The 18,060-nt window shown below is 65.8% G+C and carries 17 protein-coding genes and 2 tRNA genes; 6 read left to right on the top strand and 13 right to left on the bottom strand.

Annotated elements, in window-relative coordinates; all coding sequences use genetic code 11:
• Nucleotides 1-7: 7 nt before the first annotated feature.
• The 4 genes from OPU70_RS00735 to OPU70_RS00720 form a co-directional block, all read right to left on the bottom strand.
• A complete protein-coding gene (locus OPU70_RS00735; protein ID WP_498556960.1) occupies nt 8-568 on the bottom strand; it encodes an NUDIX hydrolase in 561 nt (186 codons plus the stop codon).
• Nucleotides 565-1,833, bottom strand: a complete 1,269-nt coding sequence (clpX, locus tag OPU70_RS00730) for an ATP-dependent Clp protease ATP-binding subunit ClpX (protein WP_042540765.1) — start codon at nt 1,831-1,833, stop codon at nt 565-567. Before clpX ends, OPU70_RS00735 begins: the two co-directional genes overlap by 4 nt.
• A gap of 155 nt (nt 1,834-1,988) precedes the next feature.
• Nucleotides 1,989-2,822: a hypothetical protein gene (locus OPU70_RS00725; RefSeq protein ID WP_498556959.1), complete on the bottom strand. Its 834-nt coding sequence runs from the start codon at nt 2,820-2,822 to the stop codon at nt 1,989-1,991.
• Between the two features lie 151 nt (nt 2,823-2,973).
• Nucleotides 2,974-3,537: an RNA polymerase sigma factor gene (locus OPU70_RS00720; RefSeq protein WP_498556958.1), complete on the bottom strand. Its 564-nt coding sequence runs from the start codon at nt 3,535-3,537 to the stop codon at nt 2,974-2,976.
• A gap of 178 nt (nt 3,538-3,715) precedes the next feature.
• Here OPU70_RS00720 and OPU70_RS00715 point away from each other — a divergent pair, with 178 nt between their 5' ends.
• The 4 genes from OPU70_RS00715 to OPU70_RS00700 all read left to right on the top strand — a co-directional run bounded on the left by OPU70_RS00715 (nt 3,716) and on the right by OPU70_RS00700 (nt 8,224).
• Complete coding sequence (locus tag OPU70_RS00715; protein WP_042540768.1) at nt 3,716-4,117, top strand: hypothetical protein; 402 nt, start codon at nt 3,716-3,718, stop codon at nt 4,115-4,117.
• A 5-nt stretch (nt 4,118-4,122) separates the two neighbouring features.
• Nucleotides 4,123-5,031, top strand: coding sequence for a hypothetical protein (locus OPU70_RS00710; RefSeq protein WP_498556957.1), 909 nt, complete (start codon nt 4,123-4,125; stop codon nt 5,029-5,031).
• Between the two features lie 221 nt (nt 5,032-5,252).
• On the top strand, nt 5,253-6,314 hold the full coding sequence (locus OPU70_RS00705; RefSeq protein WP_498556956.1) for a peptidoglycan-binding domain-containing protein: 1,062 nt from the start codon (nt 5,253-5,255) through the stop codon (nt 6,312-6,314).
• Nucleotides 6,314-8,224 carry an ABC transporter ATP-binding protein/permease gene (locus OPU70_RS00700; RefSeq protein WP_498556955.1) on the top strand — a complete coding sequence of 637 codons (1,911 nt, stop codon included), beginning with the start codon at nt 6,314-6,316 and terminating at the stop codon, nt 8,222-8,224. The genes OPU70_RS00705 and OPU70_RS00700 overlap by 1 nt, the downstream gene beginning before the upstream one ends.
• A 291-nt stretch (nt 8,225-8,515) precedes the next feature.
• Here the strand turns inward: OPU70_RS00700 and OPU70_RS00695 are convergent, their stop codons facing one another.
• The 9 genes from OPU70_RS00695 to OPU70_RS00655 all read right to left on the bottom strand — a co-directional run bounded on the left by OPU70_RS00695 (nt 8,516) and on the right by OPU70_RS00655 (nt 16,488).
• Nucleotides 8,516-9,367, bottom strand: coding sequence for an aldehyde dehydrogenase family protein (locus OPU70_RS00695; protein WP_042540771.1), 852 nt, complete (start codon nt 9,365-9,367; stop codon nt 8,516-8,518).
• On the bottom strand, nt 9,364-10,806 hold the full coding sequence (locus tag OPU70_RS00690; RefSeq protein ID WP_042540772.1) for an aldehyde dehydrogenase family protein: 1,443 nt from the start codon (nt 10,804-10,806) through the stop codon (nt 9,364-9,366). Before OPU70_RS00690 ends, OPU70_RS00695 begins: the two co-directional genes overlap by 4 nt.
• A gap of 11 nt (nt 10,807-10,817) precedes the next feature.
• Nucleotides 10,818-11,819 carry a deoxyribose-phosphate aldolase gene (deoC, locus tag OPU70_RS00685; protein WP_082508955.1) on the bottom strand — a complete coding sequence of 334 codons (1,002 nt, stop codon included), beginning with the start codon at nt 11,817-11,819 and terminating at the stop codon, nt 10,818-10,820.
• Complete coding sequence (locus tag OPU70_RS00680; RefSeq protein WP_042540773.1) at nt 11,816-12,751, bottom strand: sugar-binding transcriptional regulator; 936 nt, start codon at nt 12,749-12,751, stop codon at nt 11,816-11,818. Before OPU70_RS00680 ends, deoC begins: the two co-directional genes overlap by 4 nt.
• A 154-nt stretch (nt 12,752-12,905) precedes the next feature.
• Nucleotides 12,906-13,547 (bottom strand): ATP-dependent Clp protease proteolytic subunit, encoded by a 642-nt coding sequence (locus OPU70_RS00675; protein WP_042540774.1) that lies wholly within the window; start codon nt 13,545-13,547, stop codon nt 12,906-12,908.
• Between the two features lie 20 nt (nt 13,548-13,567).
• Nucleotides 13,568-14,164 carry an ATP-dependent Clp protease proteolytic subunit gene (locus tag OPU70_RS00670; protein ID WP_042540775.1) on the bottom strand — a complete coding sequence of 199 codons (597 nt, stop codon included), beginning with the start codon at nt 14,162-14,164 and terminating at the stop codon, nt 13,568-13,570.
• An 81-nt stretch (nt 14,165-14,245) separates the two neighbouring features.
• Nucleotides 14,246-14,743, bottom strand: coding sequence for a tetratricopeptide repeat protein (locus OPU70_RS00665; RefSeq protein ID WP_475434228.1), 498 nt, complete (start codon nt 14,741-14,743; stop codon nt 14,246-14,248).
• Nucleotides 14,744-14,825: 82 nt separating this feature from the next.
• On the bottom strand, nt 14,826-16,352 hold the full coding sequence (gene tig, locus OPU70_RS00660) for a trigger factor (RefSeq protein WP_042540776.1): 1,527 nt from the start codon (nt 16,350-16,352) through the stop codon (nt 14,826-14,828).
• 62 nt (nt 16,353-16,414) lie between these two features.
• Nucleotides 16,415-16,488 (bottom strand) — tRNA-Pro (locus OPU70_RS00655).
• A 109-nt stretch (nt 16,489-16,597) separates the two neighbouring features.
• Between OPU70_RS00655 and OPU70_RS00650 the strand changes: the two genes are divergently transcribed.
• Both OPU70_RS00650 and OPU70_RS00645 read left to right on the top strand, forming a co-directional pair.
• Nucleotides 16,598-16,668 (top strand) — tRNA-Gly (locus OPU70_RS00650).
• Between the two features lie 119 nt (nt 16,669-16,787).
• On the top strand, nt 16,788-17,993 hold the full coding sequence (locus tag OPU70_RS00645; RefSeq protein ID WP_498556954.1) for a hypothetical protein: 1,206 nt from the start codon (nt 16,788-16,790) through the stop codon (nt 17,991-17,993).
• Nucleotides 17,994-18,060 lie beyond the last annotated feature (67 nt).

The raw sequence follows: 18,060 nt of genomic DNA, 5'->3' as shown, positions 1-18,060 counted from the left end.
CCTGACGTCAGCGGTCGAGACGCTCCATCGCCGAGCGGTCGAGACGCTCCATCGCCTTGTACCAGGTGAGCTGATGGTAGCTCTGCGAGAGATGCTCGCCGAGGGTGTCGAGAGGGACTGTGTGCACGGCGATCGCCTCGCTGTCATCGAGCGACTGCTCGGCGACGCGCACGCAGCCTCGGGCGAGGAAGTGATGCACCCGGTTGGTGTGGTTGCCGAAGTTGGCCCAGGTGGCTCCGAGACCGATCATCTCCTCGGCCTCGTACCCGGTCTCCTCGCGCAGCTCTCTGACCGCGGCTGCGTCCGGCGATTCGCCAGCCTCCACGCCGCCGCCGATCGTGCCGACCGCGACGATCCCGGCTCCGTGTCGGTACTCTTCGACGACGATCGCGTGTCCCTCTCGGTCGAGGGCCAGCACCGAGATCCAGTCCCCGTATTCGAGCACGTAGTACGGCGCGATGGTCCGCTGACGCTCATCGACGCAGTCGTCCGCGCGCACGCGGATCCAGCGATCGGCATGCACCAGCTCGCTGCCGACCACTCGCCAGGGCGAGGGAGCAGAACTCATGCGCTCTTGCGCTTGCGCTCCATCACGATCGTCGGCGCAGCGCCCTCGTCGACGGCCGCCTGGGTGACGATGACCTTCGCCACGTCTTCGGCCGAGGGGATCTCGAACATGATCGGCCCGAGCACGTCTTCGAGGATCGCACGGAGTCCGCGAGCGCCGGTCTTGCGTTCGACGGCGAGGTCGGCGATCGAGCGCAGCGCCTCTGTTTCGAACTCGAGCTGAACGCCGTCGAGCTCGAACATGCGCTGGTACTGCTTGACGAGTGCGTTGCGAGGTCCCGTGAGAATGTCGATGAGCGCACTCTGGTCGAGCGGCGAGACCGAGGTCACGACGGGAAGACGACCGATGAACTCGGGGATCAGACCGAACTTGTGCAGGTCTTCCGGCAGTACCTCGCTGAAGAGATCGAGATCCTTGCCCTTGTCGTGCAGCGGGGCGCCGAAGCCGATGCCGTGCTTGCCGACGCGTGCCGACACGATGTCCTCGAGGCCGGCGAACGCGCCCGCGACGATGAACAGCACGTTCGACGTGTCGATCTGGAGGAACTCCTGGTGGGGGTGCTTGCGCCCGCCCTGAGGAGGCACCGATGCCACAGTGCCCTCGATGATCTTCAGGAGAGCCTGCTGCACGCCCTCGCCAGAGACGTCGCGGGTGATCGACGGGTTCTCGGCCTTGCGGGCGATCTTGTCGACCTCGTCGATGTAGATGATGCCCTGCTCCGCGCGCTTGACGTCGTAGTCTGCGGCCTGGATGAGCTTGAGGAGGATGTTCTCGACGTCTTCACCGACGTAGCCGGCTTCGGTGAGCGCTGTGGCGTCTGCGACGGCGAAGGGCACGTTCAGTCGCTTCGCGAGCGTCTGGGCCAGATAGGTCTTGCCGCAGCCCGTCGGGCCGATGAGCAGGATGTTGCTCTTGGCGATCTCGACGCTCTCGGCCTTCTGCTCGGCCGTCTGGAGAGTGCCGTGCGCACGGATGCGCTTGTAGTGGTTGTACACCGCGACGGCCAGAGCCTTCTTCGCGGGCTCCTGCCCGACGACGTACTCCTCGAGGAAGGAGAAGATCTCACGCGGCTTGGGCAGTTCGAAGTCCGCCGTGCCGTCGGCGGAGGACTCCGCCATCCGCTCCTCGATGATCTCGTTGCACAGCTCGACGCACTCGTCGCAGATGTACACACCGGGTCCTGCGATGAGCTGCTGCACCTGCTTCTGACTCTTTCCGCAGAATGAGCACTTGAACAGGTCAGCGCTTTCGCCGATACGGGCCATGCGCGTCCTCCTAGGGGGATCCTGAGATCGTCTACTGAGCCTAACCGCTGCATCCGACACCGGGACGCATTGGCGCGGGGTCGCGCATCACGAGTCCGCATCGCCCGACCGCATGTGTCCGCGCCTGCTCGGCGAAGAGCATCGGAGGGGTCGCGTCACCTGCGCCAGGCGAAATAGCCGGTCACCGACGGCGAGGGGATGTCATCGCGCCCCTGTGCGATGTAATGCGTCTCGACTGCAAGGATCTGTCCGCTGTCGGGGGCGACGAGCAGATATTCCTCGTAAGAGGGGTCATCCTCGTGTGCAGCCGAGAACGCGATCGCATCACGGCCCAGCCGGTCAGTCACGGCCCCGACGACCTTGAGACCCGCCTCATGCGCGAAGTACTCCAGCACCGTGGCTTCCTCTGTCGATGAGAGCTGACGCTGGCGCATGAGGTCCGCGACCGAGTTGATCACCAGAGCCGCATCAGGAAGCTCCGTGGTCTCGTACGTCTTGGCAAAGTATGCGGGGATCTGGTGGCTCTCTGACGGCAGTGGTTCGGAGAACCGAAGTTCTGGGCTGCCGACTGCCCACTCGTCCTCGGAGATGAGCTCACCGACAGCAGGGACCCCCTCGGTCACTGATCGACCGTCGGCGTCGACGGACGACCCTGCCTTGACGATCTGATGCACGGCGCCGTCGGACTTAACGGTGATGTCGTAATCCAGGTTCACCACATTCGCAGTCTGGTGCTCGCCGTCCGACATCACGACGAGCGACCACGCCACAGCCGAAATCTGCGTTACTTCGGGGTCGGGCGTGGGGGTCTCGGTACCGAGCTTCACTTTCTGACTCAGGCCCATGAGCAGCTCCTCCCGTGGCTGGGGGACCGGGGATACTTCGAGCAGAGGCGGAGTCGCGGCATACGTCGGAGCAGTCGGAAGGAACAGCGTCAGCCCGAGGGCGATGACGACCACCGCAGCAGCAGTGGCGACCGCCAACGGCATCAGCCTGCTCGGTGCGGTACGTCTGGCTCGGCGGTGATCCGCGGCGGTGAGCGGTTTCGTGGAGACTAGCCCAGCCAGCTCCTTCTCGGCTCGATCAGTGAGCGGCAGGGTTCGATACCCGCTCACTGGGCGCGCCATACGAATTCTTCGTTCAAGCTCGTCCATCGCTGATCACCTCCTCGTGATGAATGTCCTCTTCTCGTGGAAGCAGATGTCTGAATCGCTCGCGAGCGCGCATCAGGCGAACCCGCACTGCGATCGCGCTGATGCCGAGAATCGATGCGATCTCGGCTCGCGAGAGTTCCTCCCAGTAGGCCATGTACAAGAGTTCGCGGTCGGCCGTCGACACCCTGCGAAGAGCTCGTCGCACCTCGATCGCGTCGTCCGTCGCAGGGCCGAAACTGTCGTCAGAGGTGAGGATCGGCCCCGCGCCAGAAACGAAAGAGCCGAGTCGTCCCTGACGCCGGTACTCGTTGCCGATGAGGTTGCGAAGAGTCGTGTACAGCCACGGCAGGGTCAACTGTGCGCCGTCGTCATGCCGAGCCCAAGCGACACGGAACACCTCGGCCGTCACATCTTCGGCATCTGCCATGGTGCCGAGACGCTGCTGAGCCACGGTCAAGATCAACCGATAGTGCTTCCGATAGAAATCCGGGAACTGATCCAACCGCGCGCCCCCTCCCGCAGCTCTCCTGAACCAACTATTTCCGCACACGAGTGATGTGTTTCACACATTGTTACGAATCTTGAGGCGCGAGGAATATATCTGTTTCGTGGAAACGAACGCCATCACTTCGGAAACAACCCATGCAGCGGGAACTCCGCATTCTGGTTCGGAAGGAATGACAATGAAGACATCAGTTGAGGTCAGAAGAGGTCGCAGAAGAATCGCCATGACGTTCATCGCACTGGCAGCTCCGCTGGTCGCACTGTTCGGGTTCGCGGCACCTGCCAGCGCCGCTCCGAGCTACTGCAGCCTCGGCAGGGCCTGCGTCTGGGACGATCCGGACTTCAACACGAACGGCAGCTACGCGGGCGTGCTGTGGTTCGAGTACTACGTCACGCCGATGTCGAACTACAACTACGCCGGCACCTCGGTGACGGCTGGCAACACGGCAGACTCCTGGTTCAACAACGGTCGGTACTCCGTCGCTTGCTTCTACGACACCGCCACCAACGGCTACGGCGGGTCCTCGGTCTGCCTCAACACGAACCAGGGCGACGGCAACATCGAGAACAGCGCCGGAATCGTCCAGGGACTTGCCTGGGACCCCAACGCCGCGAAGTTCATCTGAGCATCATGAGGCGACCCAGGCAGGTCATGTTCGCTCGCCGGGCCGTCGGCAGCATCGTCGCGGCCGCCACCGTCGCGGTGGCGGCCGCGTGCGCGCCCGGAAGCGCGGATCAGCTCACAGAGGCGCTGGACACACAGGGCAAGGACATCGCTCGATGGGCGCTCCCCCTGGATCCCTATCTGCTCTCAGATCTGCAGCTGACGAAGGCGGCATACGCCGAGGCGATCGTGATCAACGACTGCCTCGCTGAAACAGGCATCGATGATCCCGTTCCGTACGTGGACATCGACGCGGCGTACGGCTCCAACGTCACGGTGCGTAAATGGTTCGATCTGAAGATCGCTCAGACGTACGGATACCACGACCCTTCGCAGCAGCGCCCCGCCGGCCTCAAGGCGTGGGACGACTTCCAGCATCAGGCGTCGACGCCCTCCGAGGACGAGGCGTTCCTGGCGTGTCGAGACGACCCTGCCACCGACAGCCCTGGATACAGCAACACCCTGATGAACTTCACGTCGGGTCTGGCCGCAGCGGCGTACTCCGGAGCGAGCAAGGACCCCGCTGTTCTCGAGTCCGCGGCCGCATGGTACGACTGCATGGCCGATGTGGGCATCGAAGACCTCCCGCCGACGCCGATCGAGATGCCCACTGAGTCCGTTCGTCAGCGCCTGGGTCTGGGTGGGAGCATCGACGGCCCCATCACTGAGCCCACCGCCGACGAGATCGACCTGGCGACCGCCGACGCCAAGTGCCGAGACTCCTCGCGCTTCACCGAATCGTTCTACGACGCTCTGTGGACCCGGGAGAGCTCGATGCTCGAAGACAACGAAGCGGCGCTCGTGGACGCCGGCGCAGAGATCGAGAAGATGACGACGAAGATCGACGAGATCATCGCGGAGTCACGAGCAGGATGACACGAGTCGGTCAGAGCCAATCCTCGCAGTATCTCGACAGCCCTGCGGGCCCAGCAGACCCTCCTCGTCGGCCAGGTGGCCGCCCACCCGGCCGCCGCGCGGTGCTGGCGATCGCTGGCGCGATTGCCAGTGTGGCTTTACTCGCTGGAGGGTGGACAGTCGCGTCGGTGTTCCGTTCTCCCGGCCAGATCGCCAGTGACGCCGCAGCCCCTCCGCCCTCCGTGATCACAGCACCCGTGGAGCAAGGAGTCCTCGCCGAGACCCTGACGGTGCAGGGCGAGGTGCGCGCAGGCGATCAGACATCGGCCAGTCTGACTGCCGCTGGAGAGGGCGGTGTTGCAGTCGTGACCGACGCGCCTGTTGCGATTGGCTCCCAGGTCTCGCCCGGCCAAGTGCTCCTCGAGATCAACGCGCAGCCGGTCTTCGCGCTTCCTGGTGCGTTTCCGTTCTTCCGCGATCTGCGCACCGGCGACACCGGCCGCGACGTCGAGCAGCTGCAGCGCGCGTTGAACACCGCCGGCTACTCCACGACAGCAGATGGGATCTTCGGCCTGGAAACCGAGCGCTCGCTCACGAGTCTCTACGCCGACCATGGCTACGAGGTGCCGAAAGAAGTCGTGGCCGAGGACAGCTCGGCTGCGACGGAAGATGCCCCGGCGCCCACGCAAGAGCCCTCTACCCCCTCAAACCCCGCAGCCCAGCCGGTCCCCGTAGCTCCGACCGTGCCGGAGATGCAAGCCGTCGCCACGTCGAGTTCGTTCGTGGTGACCTCGGTTCTGCCAGCTACTGTCGTTGCCGCACCAGGCGTCGGTTCGCTGCCGGATGATGCAGCGGTCGTCTTCGCCAAGGGATCTCCCATCGCCTCGGCTATGGTGATCGCAGCCACCGCAGCCCAGCTCGAAGTCGGCTTCGAGGCGAAAGCGACGATCGCAGGGGCCGAGATCCCGCTCGTCTTGCAGAACATCGGTGTGGCCGACGAGGAAGGTCTGGTCCCGATCACGTTCGTGACAGCCGAATCTGCCACCGTATCCATCGCGGACTCGTCCGTCGGAGAGAAGCCCGTTCTCGTGGTGACCCGCAGCGTGGTCGCGCAGGATGCACTCCTCGTTCCGAGCCGTGCTGTCGCCTCCCGCGGCTCGAGTCGGTACGTTCTGCGTCAAGAGGCGGAAAGTGATTTCCAGGAGGTCCCGGTGAAGGAGGTCGGCGAGCTGAACGGCATCAGCGCCATTGAGATCCTGAACGAAGAGCAGCTGAAGCCAGGCGATCTCGTGAGAGTCCAGTAGTGCCTGGACTCAGCCTCAGGGACATCACCAAGCGCTATGGCACGCGCTTGGCTTCAGTAGACGCGCTGCGCGGCGTCGACCTGGACATCCCGCAAGGCAGCTACATCGCCATCCAGGGTGAATCGGGCAGCGGGAAGTCGACCCTGCTCAACATCCTGGGGCTGCTCGATGCTCCGTCGATGGGAGACTACCTGATCGACCGACAGGACGTTGCCGCGCTGAAAGAACGCGCAGCATGCGCCCACCGCTCTGAGACGTTCGCGTTCGTCTTCCAGGCCTTCCACCTCCTCGACCGCCGATCAGTCGTCGAGAACGTGGAACTGTCGATGCACTATCGCGGTGTAGACCCCCGCAGGATGAGGACACGAGCCCTTGCGGCGCTCGATGACGTGGGAATCTCCGACCTAGCCGATGCGAAGCCGCGCCAGCTGTCCGGCGGACAACGTCAACGCGTGGCGATCGCCAGAGCGCTCGCGTCCGGGGCGCCCATCGTCGTGGCGGATGAGCCCACAGGCAACCTTGACTCGAGCACCACTGAAGCCGTCTTGAGGAGCTTCGAGAACCTCCGTCATCATGGCGCGACACTGATCCTCGTGACCCACTCGGATCAGGTCGCCCAGCATGCTGACAGACAGATCCATGTCGTGGACGGCAAGGTTCAGGAGCTCACCGAAGAGAGCGACACCGAGAAGCTTCCCCTCATCACGCCCCGCAGAGAACCGAAGACTCCGGGGAAGGCGTCCACCGTGCGGCCGGTGGCTGCAGTCAAAGACGCCGCTGCGAACATGCTGAGCCGCCCCGGGCGCGCCGCCGCGCTCATCGCAGCGATCGCGGTCGCTGCAGCCCTGTTCGTGGCGACTTTGGGACTCTCAGCCACAGCGCAGCAGCAGGTTTCCGAGAGCTTCGATGCCGTCAAAAGCCGCGACGTCACCGCGACGGTCTCCGGCGATGGCGTCTCAGCGACGATCGACACCGAGCTCCGGGATGCAGCCCGGTCCTTGGCGGACCTGAATGGCTCAGCTTCCGTCGCCATCCTCGAAGATCTCGGCACGGCGAGCGTGCGCGTCGGCAGCCCCCGCGATGCAGTGGACACATCCACATACGCGAGCTACGGAGACGTCAGAACCGCGCTACGCCTCGACATCGACTGGGCGAACGCACCAGTAGTGTCGCTCGATACGAACCAGGTGCTCGTCGGTGCCTATCTGGCCGAGGGCATCGGGATGGCGCCCGTTGATCTGGCTCCGACGATCGAGATCGCCGGCCGGACACTCGTCGTCGCAGGAATCATCACTGATTCTCCTCGCGCACCCGATCTGCTCGGCAAAGCCGTGATCGGAGGCAGAGAGAGCCCTGAGACCGTGAACCTTCCGATGGGCACGGTGACGGCGTATATCGTCACCGAACTGGGAGCCGCCGCGACCGTCGCGGAGGAGGCGCCGCTGGTGCTTGACCCGATTCGGCCGGAACGCGTCGATGTCGCATCTCCCCCGCCAGCGGACTCGCTGCGCGCGAACGTGGAAGCGAGCGTCGCGCTGAGTCTTGCGCTGCTGACGATCGTGACCGGACTGGCTGCTGCGGCCTCAGTGACGATCGCCACCCTGTCGGCAGTCGCTGAACGACGCAACGAGATCGGACTACGGCGTGCGATCGGGGCACGCAAGAGCCACATCGCGACGATGCTGCTTCTCGAGTCCCTGCTGATCGGCCTGATCGGCAGTCTCGTCGGCATCGTCGCTGGGATGGCCGCTGTACTCGCCGTGACGATTGCCCAGAGATGGACACCGGTCTTCGACCCCGTCCTCGCCCTTGCCGCTCTCGGAACTGGAATCGCCATCGCCGCTCTCGGCGCAATCGCCGGAGCAGTTCGCGCCAACCGCATCGTTCCCGCAGACGCGCTGCGGTCGTGATCGCTGTCAGAAGAGCGGGGCGCTCTGCTGACAGCGGCGGGAACTCCCGCAACGGCGCGCCATGCGTTCGACGGTTCCGCTCAGCGGCCCGGGGACAGGCGGACGACGGCGGCGAGCTCGACGATCGCCGACCTCGCCGCCGCCCCGGAAGAACGCTACCGAGGATGAAACCGCTGCTCTCGCAGCGGAGGTCTTGTCCTTCCGGATGCAGCAGGTTCACGTCCAGTCGCGAAGCCCAATGCGCTGGCGTTCAGCCTTCCCGGGGCGTGGAGAGACACACTCGGACGTACGTCAGACCATGCTCTTGGTGTGCCAGACCGTCTTGATCTCGGTGAAGGCTCCGATGCGCTCGGGCGATGCGATGACCGCGCCAGGTGCCAGCACTCGCTTGAGCGTCTCGGCCGCGGCGATCTGCATGTCGATCCACTCGAGGTCTCCAGCGCCTGCCAGATCGAGCGCGTTGACGTCCTGATGCGAGGCGAGCCACGGCGCCATCTCTGCCGGAGACCCGGTGAGCACGTTGACGACCCCTCCGGGCACATCGCTCGTGGCGAGCACCTCGGCGAGGCTGATGGCAGAGAGCGGGAACCGCTCGCTCGCGATCACGACGACCGCGTTGCCCGCCACCAGCGCGGGTGCGACGACCGACACGAGACCGAGCAGTGCGGAGTCCTGAGGCGCGACGATCGCGACCACACCGGTCGGCTCCGGCACCGAGATGTTGAAGTACGGCCCTGACACGGGGTTGGCGTTGCCCGCGACCTGCGAGTACTTGTCGCACCAGCCGGCGTACCAGACCCAGAGGTCGATCGCCTCATCGACCTGCGCAGCGGCAGCGGATGACGAGACGCCCTCCTGCGCAGCGATCTCGTCGATGAACTGCGCGCGGCGCCCTTCCAGCACCTCGGCGACCCGGTAGAGCACCTGACCGCGGTTGTACGCGGTCGCACCCGACCAGCCCTTGACCGCGGCCCGCGCCGCGACGACGGCATCCCGCGCATCCTTGCGAGAGCCCTTCGCCGCGTTCGCGAGGAACGCGCCCTTGGCGGAGAGCACCTCGTAGGTGCGGCCGGACTCGCTGCGGGGGAAAGCCCCGCCGATGGCGAGCTTGTAGGTCTTCGGAACGGTCAATCGCTTGCTCATGCGGATGCCCCCTTCAGGTATGCGGTGAGACCCTGGCGTCCGCCTTCGCGGCCGTATCCGGACTCCTTGTATCCGCCGAACGGGCTCGACGGGTCGAATCGGTTGAAGGTGTTCGCCCAGATGACGCCCGCCCGCAGGCGGTCGGCCACGGCGAGGATGCGGGATCCCTTGTCCGACCAGATGCCCGCGGACAGACCGTACGGGGTGTTGTTCGCCTTCGCGATCGCCTCCGCCGGAGTGCGGAACGTGAGCACCGAGAGAACGGGTCCGAACACCTCGTCACGGGCGATCCGGTGCGACGCCTCGACGCCGGTGAAGATCGTCGGGGCGAACCAGAACCCCTTGTCGGGGATCGCGCAATCAGCGGTCCAGCGCTCCGCTCCCTCGGCCTCGCCGATGTCGCTGAGCTCACGGATGCGCGCGAGCTGCGCCGCCGAGTTGATCGCGCCGATGTCGGTGTTCTTGTCGAGAGGGTCGCCGAGCCGCAGCGTCGACAGACGGTTCTTCAGTCGGTCGATGACCTCGTCGTGGATCGACTCCTGCACGAGCAGGCGGCTTCCGGCACAGCAGACGTGGCCCTGGTTGAAGAAGATGCCGTTGACGATGCCCTCGATGGCCTGATCGATCGGCGCGTCGTCGAACACGATGTTCGCCGCCTTGCCGCCCAGCTCGAGCGTGACCTTCTTGTCGGTTCCTGCGACGGCTCGGGCGATGTCGCGCCCGACTCCGGTCGAACCGGTGAACGCGACCTTGTCGACATCGGGGTGGCGCACGAGAGTCGCACCGGTCGCACCTGCGCCCGTCACGATGTTGACGACGCCGGCGGGAAGGTCGGCCTGCTGGAGGATCTCCGCGAAGATCAGCGCCGTCAGCGGCGTGGTCTCGGCGGGCTTGAGCACGATGGTGTTGCCGGCTGCCAGAGCGGGAGCGAGCTTCCACGCGAGCATCAGCAGCGGGAAGTTCCAGGGGATGATCTGCCCCGCGACGCCGAGCGCCCGGGGGTTCGCGCCGAGGCCCGCGTGGTCGAGCTTGTCGGCCCAGCCCGCGTAGTAGAAGAACCAGGATGCGACCAGGGGAACGTCGACGTCGCGACTCTCCTTGATCGGCTTGCCGTTGTCGAGGCTCTCGGCGACGGCGAGCTCGCGGGCGCGCTCCTGCACGAGGCGTGCGATGCGGAACAGGTACTTGCCCCGATCGCGACCGCTCATCTTCGACCAGGTCTTGTCGTAGGCACGACGCGCGGCGGCGACCGCACGGTCGATGTCCGCATCGTTCGCCGTGGCGATCTCGGCGATGCGGCTCTCATCGGCGGGAGAGATGGTCGTGAAGCTCGCTCCTGATCCGTCGACGAACTCGCCATCGATGAACAGGCCGTAGCTGTCCTTGAGGTTCAGGACCGCCTTCGACTCCGGGGCCGGAGCGTATTCCAGGAATGACATATGTGGGGCTCCTAGTCGATCGTGACGTAGTCGGGGCCGGAGTAGTGGCCGGTGGTGAGCTTCTGACGCTGCAGAAGCACGTCGTTCAGAAGGCTCGAGGCGCCGAAGCGGAAGAGGTGCGGCTGGAGCCACTCCTCGCCCACGGTCTCGGCGACCGTGACGAGATACTTCACCGCGTCCTTGGACGCGCGAATGCCGCCCGCGGGCTTCACGCCGATGCGCTCGCCCGTGCCGCGGTGCCAGTCGCGCACCGTCTCGAGCATGAGCAGCGTGGTCGGAAGCGTCGCCGCCGGCTGCACCTTGCCTGTGGACGTCTTGATGAAGTCGCCACCGGCGAGGATGCCGAGCCACGAGGCGCGCTTGATGTTGTCGTAGGTGTTGAGCTCGCCGGTCTCGAGGATCACCTTGAGCGAGGCATACGAGCCGTCCACGCGACGGCAGGCTTCCTTCACCTGAGCGATCTGGTCGTAGACGAGCCCGTATCGGCCCGAGAGGAAAGCTCCTCGGTCGATCACCATGTCGATCTCGTCCGCACCTGCCGCGACTGCCTCTGCGGTGTCGGCGAGCTTGATCGCCAGCGACGATCGACCGCTCGGGAAGGCTGTGGCGACGGCTGCGACCGAGATCAGTCCGTCATCGGGGTCACCGTGCAGCGCACCGAGCGCTTCGACCGCGTCGCCCACCATGTCGCCGTACACGCACACGGCGGCGACCTTCGGAGTCGACGGATCTGCGGCATCCGGGTTCTTGGCCTTGGCCACGAGGGACCGCACCTTGCCCGGGGTGTCCGAGCCTTCGAGGGTCGTGAGGTCGATCAGCTTGATGATCGTGTCGAGAGCCCAGGCCTTCGAGGTGGTCTTGATCGACCGCGTGCCGAGCCCGGCAGCGCGCTGCTCCAGGCCGACGGCGTCGACACCGGGCAGTCCGTGCAGGAACCGGCGGAGCGTGGCGTCATCCGGCTCACCGCCGAGAACGTCCACCGCCGTCCTGCGGCTGAGTTCTTGGGTCGTCATCGTTCCTCCAACAATGCTCGTGCTGTGGTCTCATCTGTCACCAGAACGCTGCACAGGCCGCTGGTGACGACGGTGCGCGCGATGTCATGTTTCGCGTCACCGGCGGTGACGAAGATCGAGCGCTTCGCTGCGCGCAGGCGCCCGAGGTCGACTCCGACCGTACGGGCGTCGAGCTGCGGGTCGACGATGTTGCCGTCGGCGTCGATGTAGCGCCCCAGGACATCGCCCACGGCACCTCGACGCGCGAGCTCCTCGACATCGGATGCCGACAGGTAGCCGTTCTCGACGTGCGCGGAAGACGCATCGCACGGGCCCGCGGTGAACAGGAACGCCTGCGCTTCGGCTGCCTCGACGAGAACGGCCGCGACGGTGCGGTCCGCTTCGATCGCCTGCTTGGTCTCGACGCGCTCGAGGATCGCCGGGCTCGGCAGGAGGGACACGTGTCCGGATGCCCGTTGGGCGATCGTGACGGCGAGGCCCGCGGCTCCACCGGAGCGCCGGTTGAGGCTCACTCCCCCGTTGAGCTGCACGACCGTCACGCCTGTCGCCCAGCCGTCCGGCAGCGATTCGGCCACGGCACGCAGAGTGCGCCCCCAGCTGACGCCGAGAGTGCGCGGCACAGGCCGCATCGCGGTGAGGTAGTCGGCTGCGGCCTGAGCGACGCGCTCGAGTGTTCCGTCATCGCCGTCCGGAGAGGGAACGACCACCGCGGCCGCGAGTCCGTGACGTTCGACGAGCTGGCGTTCGAGTCCGAGCCGGCGAGCACGCGGGTGCACGATCTCGATCCGGACGATGCCACGCTCCCGGGCCTGAGTGAGAAGCCGTCCCACCTTCCAGCGGGAGAGCTTGAGGAGGGCGCCGATCTCGTCCTGTGTCTTGTCCTCGTCGTAGTACAGCTCGGCGACGCGGACCATGATCAGTTCCTCTTCCATGGCATCCTCCTTCCTCCCCCAGCTTACGACGGCATCACCGTTCGCGCACCCATCTGCTCATATGAGCACTTTCGACGAAATCGTCGCACATTCGCCGGAGACGACGAAAGGACGCCGACCCCGAGGGGTCGACGTCCTTCTCCATGCCGGATGCCTACATGCGCTTGCGCGAAGTGAGCACCTGGTCGACGATGCCGTAGTCCAGCGCCTCGGCGGCGGACAGGATCTTGTCGCGATCGATGTCGCGGTTGACCTGCTCGACGGACTTGCCGGTGTGGCGAGCCATCGTCTCTTCGAGCCAGGTACGCATGCGGAGGATCTCCGCAGCCTGGATCTCGATGTCGGATGCCTGGCCGTGTCCGGCCTCGCCCATCGCCGGCTGGTGCATGAGCACGCGGGCGTTGGGCAGGGCGAGACGCTTGCCCGGGTGCCCGCCTGCGAGCAGAACCGAGGCGGCCGAAGCGGCCTGACCGAGCACCACTGTCTGGATCTGCGGCGCGACATACTGCATCGTGTCGTAGATGGCCGTCATCGCGGTGAAGGAACCACCGGGCGAGTTGATGTACATCGTGATGTCACGCTCGGAGTCCTGGCTCTCGAGAACGAGAAGCTGGGCCATCACGTCGTCAGCCGACGCGTCGTCGACCTGCACGCCGAGGAAGATCACGCGATCTTCGAACAGCTTGTTGTAGGGATCCTGGCGCTTGAAGCCGTAAGCCGTGCGCTCCTCGAACTGAGGGAGCACGTAGCGGCTGGAGGGCAGGTCGCCGGCAGAGCGGAAGGTGGGTGCGTACATGGGAGTCCTTTCGCTTTCCGTTACTTGATGTCCTGGTCGGTTCCGCCGCCGCCGACGACGTCGGTGGCCGAGTCGCGGATGTGGTCGACGAATCCGTATTCGAGCGCCTCATCGGCGGTGAACCAGCGGTCGCGGTCACCGTCTTCGTTGATCTGCTCGACCGACTTGCCGGTCTGTGCCGCCGTGATCTCGGCGAGGCGGTTCTTCATCGAGGTGATGAGCTGCGCCTGCGTCTGGATGTCGCTCGACGTGCCGCCGAAGCCGCCGTGCGGCTGGTGCAGCAGCACGCGGGCATTGGGCGTGATGTACCGCTTGCCCTTCGTTCCTGCCGTCAGCAGCAGCTGACCCATCGATGCGGCCATGCCGATTCCGACGGTGACGATGTCGTTCGGGACGAACTGCATCGTGTCGTAGATCGCCATGCCCGCGGTGATCGATCCGCCGGGCGAGTTGATGTAGAGGTAGATGTCCTTCTCGGAGTCCTCTGCGGCGAGAAGGAGGATCTTCGCGCAGATCTCGTTCGCATTGTCGTCGCGCACCTCCGATCCCAGCCAGATGATGCGGTCCTTCAACAGTCGGTCGAAGACGCTCGTAGCGAGGAGGGGTTCTGCAGCCATGTCAGCTCCTGATTCCGTGTTTCAGTGATTCGAATCTACCGGCGACAACGCAGCGCTCAGGCCGTGTTCGCCGTCGGCATATCAGGCGTCGAGTTCCGCGATCTCGTGTGCGTACGCGGTCATCGAGCGGTGGTAGCGCGGGAGGTGCGGCACGAGTGCCAGCAGCGCCACCGAAAGTCCCTGCGCCGGCTTTCCCGAACTCGCCAGGATCAGCGCATGCACTGTCGCCACGGCATCCCGGTAGGGCCCGTCGGCAGACCGCTCCTGCTCCGCGAGGATCACGGCGAGAGCGTCGTCGTAGGCGCAGAGGTTGCGCAGCGAGCTCGCGAGCTGGATGACGCACTGCGGGCGATGCTCGTCGTCGAGTCCGAGAGCGAGAGCATGCCTGTAGAGCTCCACGGCCTCGGCGGGACGCCCAGCGGAGTCCCTCGCGCCCGCACGTTCGAACTGCGCTCGCGCGTCGTTGAGCCCGCGTTCGGCGGCCAGCGCGTCGATCCGCGCGATCGTCTCCTCGCCGACTTCTTCACCCGATGCGTCGTCCCACACCTCATCGATGCGTTCGTCCCAGGTCTTCATCATGTCCTCGCTCTCGGGGTGTCGTCTTCCACGAGAAAGGGGCGGATGCCGCAGCATCCGCCCCTTTCATCGAGATCGTGTTCGATCACTCAGCCTTGTCGGCCGCCTTCTTGGCCGGAGCCTTCTTGGCGGCGGGCTTCTTCGCAGCCGGCTTCTCAGCGGCCTCTGCGTCGTCGGCCTTCTTCGCGGGAGCCTTCTTCGCAGCGGGCTTCTTCGCAGCAGGCTTCTCAGCGGCGTCGGCGTCGTCTGCCTTCTTCGCAGCGGCCTTCTTCGCAGGAGCCTTCTTGGCCGGCTTCTCGTCAGCAGCGGCGTCGGCCTCAGCCTCGGCCTCGTCGTCGGTCACGACGAAGTCGGACAGGTCGACAGGCTTGCCGTTGGTGTCGACGACCTTGACCTTGCCGAGCGCGATGGCGAGGGCCTTGTTGCGGGCGACCTCACCGACGAGCGCGGGAAGCTGGTTGGACGACTGCAGAGCCTCGACGAACTCCTGCGGAGCCATGCCGTACTGCGATGCGGACTGGATGAGGTACTGCGAGAGCTCCTCCTGCGAGACCTGCACGTCGGCCTGCTCGGCGATCGTGTCGAGCAGCACCTGCGTGCGGAACTGCTTCTCGCTGGCCTCGGTCACCTCGGCGCGGTGCACGTCGTCTTCGAGGCGGTTCTCGCCCTCGAGGTGGTTGTGCACCTCGTCCTCGATGAGCTTCGGCGGCACCGGGATGTCGATCTGCTCGAGGAGCGTCTCGACGAGCTTGTCGCGCGCTGCGGAGCCCTGCGCGAACACGCCCTGCTGCGAGACCCGCTCGGCGAGGCTCGCACGGAGCTCGGCGATCGTGTCGAACTCGCTGGCGATCTGCGCGAAGTCGTCGTCGGCCTCGGGAAGCTCGCGCTCCTTGACAGCCTTCACGGTCACGGCGACCTCGGCCTCGGAGCCGGCGTGGTCGCCGCCGACGAGGGCGGAGCGGAACGTGGTGTCCTCACCCGCGGTGAGCGACTCGATCGCGTCGTCGATGCCCTCGAGCAGCTCGCCCGAGCCGACCTCGTACGACACGCCCTCTGCGCGGTCGATCTCGGCGCCGTCGATCGTCGCGACGAGGTCCAGCTCGACGAAGTCACCCTTCGCTGCCGGGCGGTCGACGGGAACGAGCGTGCCGAAACGGGCGCGAAGGTTCTCGAGCTCGGCGTCGAGCGCCGCGTCGTCAGCCTCGACGGCGTCGACGGTGACCGTGATGCCGTCGTACGACGGAAGCTCGATCTCGGGACGGACGTCCACCTCGATGTCGACGAGCAGGTCGCCCGAGAAGTCCTTCTCGTTCGGCCACTGCGTGATGTCGGCGGCCGGACGCCCGACGACGCGGAGCTTGTGCTCGACGGTCGCGTCGCGGAAGAACTTGTCGAGGCCCTCGTTGACCGCGTGCTCGATGACCGCACCGCGCCCGATGCGCTGATCGATGATCGGAGCGGGGACCTTGCCCTTGCGGAAGCCGGGGATCTGCACGTCCTGAGCGATGTGCTCATAGGCGTGCGCGATGCTGGGCTTGAGGTCGTCGGGGGTGACCGTGATGCTGAGCTTGACCCGGGTCGGGGTCAGCTTCTCGACGGTGCTGTTCGCCATTCTGGTGTGCTCTCCTTGTGATTTCCGCGCTGAATCGCGGCTGTCAGGCCGTTGAAGCCATGTCGGGGCGACAGGAGTTGAACCTGCGACCTCCCGCTCCCAAAGCGGGCGCTCTACCAAACTGAGCTACGCCCCGGGGAATCCGCTTGCAGATTCAGCCCCACCGAGTCTAACGGACACGAGCACCCGCATGAGTCCGCTATGATCGATGAGTCGGCACAGTCCTCCCGGACCTCGCCGACATCGGGGCTGTAGCTTAGTGGTAAAGCCTCTGTCTTCCAAACAGATGATGCGAGTTCGATTCTCGTCAGCCCCTCATTCCACGAAGGCCCCCGCGATCAGCGGGGGCCTTCGTTCTTCCCCGGGATTTCTCCTCTCAGGCGGCGCACTCATTAGAGTCGTGGTACGCCGGTTCCCCACGGAGGTCTCCACAGAATGCCTGCTCCCGTCGATGTGGCCTCCTCCGCGATCGGAGACCACGCGCTCCCTGCGCGCTTCGCCAGCGTGCCGGAAGCGGCACCGAGAAGGCGGAGGCGACGCCCCACGCTGATCCTGGGCGCGATCGCGGCGACGGTCGCCGCCGTGACGGTGGGGCTTCTCCAGATCACCGCCAGCCTCGGCTACGACGAGGCTCGCACCGAGTTCGACGCCAGCCTGGCCACGACCGCGAGCACCGGAGAGGCACTCCAGCAGGAGCTCGACGCGCTCGCGTCGACCCTCGGCGTCGCCGACCTGCTCGTGCAGACCGACTCCGGCGTGCTCGTCGCTACAGCGGCCCGCGAAACACTGTCGACCGCCGCCACCGATGCCCGCGAGGTCGTGACTCCCGCGGAGGATCTTCTCGACCACGACCTGCCGACCGCAGATGAGAAACCCGGCATCTTCTGGCAGCTCTTCGCGGCGTCCGGCGAACTGGCCGCGCAGACGCGCGATCTCGACGATCTGGCAGCCGACCTCGACAGCATGATGCCCCCGCTGACCACCGCCGGCACGTCCGTGACCGAGGCCGGCGCGGCCGTCCTCCATTCTGCGGCCGATTCCGCACCGGCATTCGAGTCCGCACATCTCTCGGCGAAGAACGATGCAGTGATCGCACTGCGCGACGCGGCATCGCGAGCATCCGGCACAGAACGCCTCGACGCGTCAGCCGTCGAGACACTCGTGTCACTGCAGGATGCAGCGGCGCAGGTCGTTGCGACCGAACAGGCCGAGCTCGCCGAGAAGGCCGGGCCCCTGCAGACCGCACGGACGGAGATCGAGGCTTTCGCTCGCTCACTCGCGCCCGGGGTGCTGCTCGAGTTCGACTGGAATCAGATCGTCAACAACGCCGGCTACAACGGCAGCATGGGAGGCCTCACCACCTGGTGGTGGGACGACCCCGATCGCGCGGCCATCGAACTGTCGAACTCGGTCGCGGAGCAGTGGCCTGCCGACCGCAGCAAAGCGCTCGTCGCCCACGAGGTCGGCCATGCGATCAGCGTGAAGTGCGAGGACATGTACGACTCGTCGACCCAGGACAGCATCGAGAAGTGGGCCACCGCCTGGGCGATCAGCATGGGCTTCACCGACGACGCCAACGGCGTCTGGGCCTACGGGTACCCGCCCCAGTCCTACATCGACGCCGCGTATGGATGCCGGTGAGCACGCCCGCTCGATACGAGAGAAGCCGCCGCGATCGGATCGCGGCGGCTTCTGTCATGAGTTCAGA

The sequence above is a fragment of the Microbacterium sp. SWDP-B6 genome, from assembly GCF_059803615.1.
Note: the sequence above shows the minus strand (reverse complement) of the source record. Positions and strands in the feature narration are given on the sequence as shown.